Genomic DNA, 4,331 nt, shown 5'->3' on the forward strand with positions numbered 1-4,331 from the left:
TCATCCGGGAGTACGCCTATTACATTGATCATGACTAAAACATCCTTTGCAAATTAACTTGATACTTCATTATACGATAATATAAGAAACTATTCTAACTTTCATATTAAACCGTTCGTGTCGATTCTTTCCTGGTAATCTTCATATGATCACTTGCTGTTTGATCAGGTCAGAGATCGATCTGATCTGACCAGTGAAACGACTGACAGGTCCATATGCAAAAAGAACAGTGTCCCAATAAAGGGACACTGTTCTTTTATACTCTATCTCATTCATCTGTTTCAGCAACAAACATAAACTGCTCACCATTTTTCAAATTTTTTAAAAGCAAGTGATACGGTTCTGAGATTCTTCCGATCACATTCACCCGTTCATCTTCCGGATAATCGGCTTTAGTCACCTGCACTTCACCCGAGTAGCGTTTATAACGCTCATTATCCATTGTCACGGATCCTTTAAGTCGCTCAAGCGTATTGCTCGGTTCGACGTGTTTACCGGCTTGAGCATACTGTCTAGACTCTTGAACACGAATCAGCGTGCTCGGCGAGTCTACACGTACTGTAAATCGTTCATGATACAGATAATGCAGCTCTTCAGGCAACTCAACGGGAAGTCGGATCAACTCATCATCAAGATACTTTAAAATCAAGTCTAATTCATAATCAGAAATTTTTATATCCCCTAAAAAAACTTTATCCATCTTGTATCGTTTGATCAAATCGACACATTGCGCATACGGAGAGACATAACGATGAGCTTCTAACGTCGGTAATCCTTCAAACAGCGGACCCCGTTTTTCTTCATCACCAGAAATAAAGGCGAGCGTTTTGCCAGACTTCTCTTTGATCTGTTTGTTTAGAGCTGTAAAGAAGGCTTCATCCAATCCTGTTTCCGGTCTCGGATAAAAGTTATGCATGTAATAATCTTTTGACTCTTCAATGTCTTGATTTAATAGCGTCGAAGCATTATACGTGAAACTCAGATCGTACTTTTCTTTTTTCAGTTCTGTTAAATCGAAACCGAAGTCGAGCCTTAAATTATCAAGGTGCAGACGGTGCGCTAACGTGGCCAGTGAATCCTCTTCAAAACGTTCTAAGGTCAGCGGTGATACATCTGCCATCACCCAGAAATCATTTTCGTGAAGCCACTCGCACATGTCTTCCACATCTTTGATATATGATTCGGTCACTTCTTCGTTCAGATGAAGCGACGTAAATATGGGCGTGTTCTGATTTTTAAATTTTTCAAGAAATGGACGCTGCCGTTTAAATGCAGACACATAAACGGCGAATCCAAAAGATCGATCAAACATTTAGAACATCTTCATCTTTGATAAAGATACGTGTAATGATAAAGCCACCAATATAAGAAATCAGGATCCCAATTGCGTAGTGCATCATTTTTCCTGGTTGCATGAGCGGAAGTGCGACCCAGCCGGATGGTCCCCAGGCATTCGCCATAACGCCCATCAACATGACGTAAGCGCCACCGAATCCGGCACCTAAGCCAGCTGTAATAAAGGGCTTGCCAAGTGGTAAGGTAACACCATAGATCAAGGGCTCACCAATACCTAATATCCCAGCAGGTAGTGCACCGGCGATGATCTGTTTCAAACGTTTGTTGCCCACTTTTTTAGCCACCAAGTAAATAGCGATCGAAGCTCCAACTTGACCGGCACCTGCCATAGCCAATACTGGGAAGAGTGAAACGCCACCTAAAGCTTCCAGTTGAATCGCATAAATCGGAATCAAACCGTGGTGTAGACCAAGCAGTACCATTGGCAAGAACGCTGCGGCCAGAATATAACCGGACAGAACGCTCACAAACATGTTTTCTGATCCAATAATGTAACCTAAACCAGTCACTAACCAGTCAGATAGGAATCCTGATACAGGCATAACGATAAAGGCCATGAGCAACACGGTGACCAGTAAGGTTATTACTGGTGTCACGATTAGATCCAAGACATCAGGCACTGACTTACGTACATATTTTTCGATTTTAGCTAGGATGAAAACCCCGAAGATGACTCCGACGATTCCGCCTTTACCCGTTGTAAGAATTGAATTTAGCGGTTGATCGACATCATACAGACCTACTAGGGTAGATAAGTCGATCAATGGCGCGGCGATCGACATTGCCCCGATCATACCACCCAGTGCTTCTGTCGCACCAAATCGTTTCGCGGCATTCACACCTGTAAAGATTGCAAAGTAACCTAAGAATGAGTTACCGATCAAAGCAAAGGTAATACGGGTTCCTTCCCAGAAAGTTCCAGCCACAGCACCATCGGCAATCATTTGACCGAGTAAACTGCTGAATCCCTGGAAAATACCCGCAGCGATGATCGCTGGGATCATTGGAATAAAGATATTGGCAATGGTTGCTATGCCTTGTTTGAATTTCCCTTGAGACTGCTGATCTTTAATGGCTTGTTTGTTATCCTGCCAGTTATTTGATCCGTCTGAAGAGGATGGTATATTGTGTTTTTCAAACAACAAATCCGTCACCTTTTTTGCTGTTCCAGGTCCGACGATGACTTGGTAGGTGTCAGCGTCGTTGACACCCATGACGCCTTCTGTGTTTTTAAGCGCTTCTTCATCAATCTTACTTCTATCTTTGATATTCATTCGTACACGTGTCATACAGTTGGTAGCTGAATCAATATTCTCTCGACCACCAACGGCATCAACAATACTTTTAGCTAATTTTTCGTTATTTTTGACCATCTTTTTTTGCTCCTCTTCAATAGTTTAGTTTTTCGCTTATAGGGCTTTTCTGACATGACCTTCAGATTCTTCCAACTTTTTGACGGCAGTCTCTCTATCGATATCTAATAAAATCATAATAATGGCAACTTTGACTTTACCGTCACTTTCGGCTAAGGCGTTCTTAGCTGTTTCTCGCTCTGTATTTGTCGCTTTCATCACAATATTTTCAGCGCGGGAAACAAGTTTTTCATTGGTTGGTTGAACATCGACCATTAAGTTTTTATAGACTTTGCCAATACCTACCATTGATAAAGTAGATAGCATATTTAAAATCATTTTCTGTGTAGACCCCGCTTTTAAACGGGTCGAACCGGTCAGCACTTCAGGTCCCGGTACCGCTTCGATCGCAATTTTTGCGACTTGACCGATCTCGCTTTCTTTATTACATGCAACAGCAATGGTCGGCACGTTTATTTCATTTGCGTAAGCAAGTGCACCGATGACATATGGGGTGCGACCGCTGGCTGCCAAACCGACAACGACGTCATTTTCATTCAGTCCAAGCTTCATTAAATCGTCTTTACCCATTTCCTGGCTGTCTTCTAAACCCTCGACGGCTTCAGTAAGTGCTCTTTGACCGCCGGCAATCAACCCCACAACTTTCTCTTTCGGTGTACCAAATGTTGGTGGACATTCTGCCGCATCAAGAACGCCTAAACGCCCGCTTGTTCCGGCACCTGTGTAGATCAATCTCCCTCCCTTTCTAAACTGCTTGATGATAACATGGACTGCGTTTTCAATTGCTGGAATCACCTCCTCAATAGCTTCAGTAACTTTCTTATCTTCATTGTTCATGACCGTGAGAGCCTCTTTTACGCTCATCTGATCCAGACTTAATGTATTAGAATTTTGTTTCTCTGTTTCCATATTTTTTAAATCTAACAATCTCATCCCTCCTTTTTAATTTGAGTTTTTTCAAGAATTTTTAGGGATTGTTCATATATTCTATTAATATAACTAGTATAGAGAATGTCAATTATATTCAGTTGAGAGATACGCGATGACATCGCCCCGCTCCTAAAACTGAATTCATTGGACGCCACATAGATGGCATAATCAGCCATCCGATTAATCGGGGACTCGTTGTTCTTTGTGATCGAAATAATGGTGGCCCCATTCTCTTTTGCAACTTCTGCACAGGTTATCATCTCCTCCGTTTGTCCAGAATAAGAAATCACCAGTGCCACATCCCGCTCGCTCATGTTTTTCGCCATGAGGAGTTGAGTGTGCCAGTCTTCGCTGACATAAGACATTTTATTAATCCGTGTAAATTTAAGTTGGGCATCTTTCGCCACAATAAGTGACGCGCCTATACCAAAAATTGTCAACTTCTCACAATTAAATAATTTATTAACACAAGTTTTAATAACTTCTTTGTCAATCAGTTTTTCAGTTTCTTCTAATGATAAAATGTTTTTATGTGTCACTTTATTGATGATTTCTTCGATCTCATCTGTTCGTGTCAACTCCGCAATATGTTTATCTTTGTAGTTCGAACGAACCGCCTGTTCATAAATCATGTCTTTTACGAACTCTTTGTAACCTGTATACCCAATCTTT

General features: G+C 41.6%; 4 protein-coding genes. All 4 read right to left on the reverse strand.

Annotated elements, in window-relative coordinates; all coding sequences use genetic code 11:
* Positions 1-268: 268 nt before the first annotated feature.
* Positions 269-1,312 carry a MupG family TIM beta-alpha barrel fold protein gene (locus R6U02_RS04490; protein WP_410262442.1) on the reverse strand — a complete coding sequence of 348 codons (1,044 nt, stop codon included), beginning with the start codon at positions 1,310-1,312 and terminating at the stop codon, positions 269-271.
* A complete protein-coding gene (locus tag R6U02_RS04495; protein ID WP_410262443.1) occupies positions 1,305-2,729 on the reverse strand; it encodes a PTS transporter subunit EIIC in 1,425 nt (474 codons plus the stop codon). Before R6U02_RS04495 ends, R6U02_RS04490 begins: the two co-directional genes overlap by 8 nt.
* Positions 2,730-2,765: 36 nt before the next feature.
* Entirely contained in the window at positions 2,766-3,662 is an 897-nt protein-coding gene (murQ, locus tag R6U02_RS04500) for an N-acetylmuramic acid 6-phosphate etherase (RefSeq protein WP_410262444.1), read from the reverse strand.
* The coding region (locus R6U02_RS04505; RefSeq protein WP_410262445.1) for a MurR/RpiR family transcriptional regulator at positions 3,659-4,331 on the reverse strand (673 nt) is incomplete at its 5' end. The genes murQ and R6U02_RS04505, both read right to left, overlap by 4 nt.

It is taken from the genome of Alkalibacterium sp. (assembly GCF_046484155.1).
Classification (GTDB): Bacteria; Bacillota; Bacilli; order Lactobacillales; family Carnobacteriaceae_A; genus Alkalibacterium.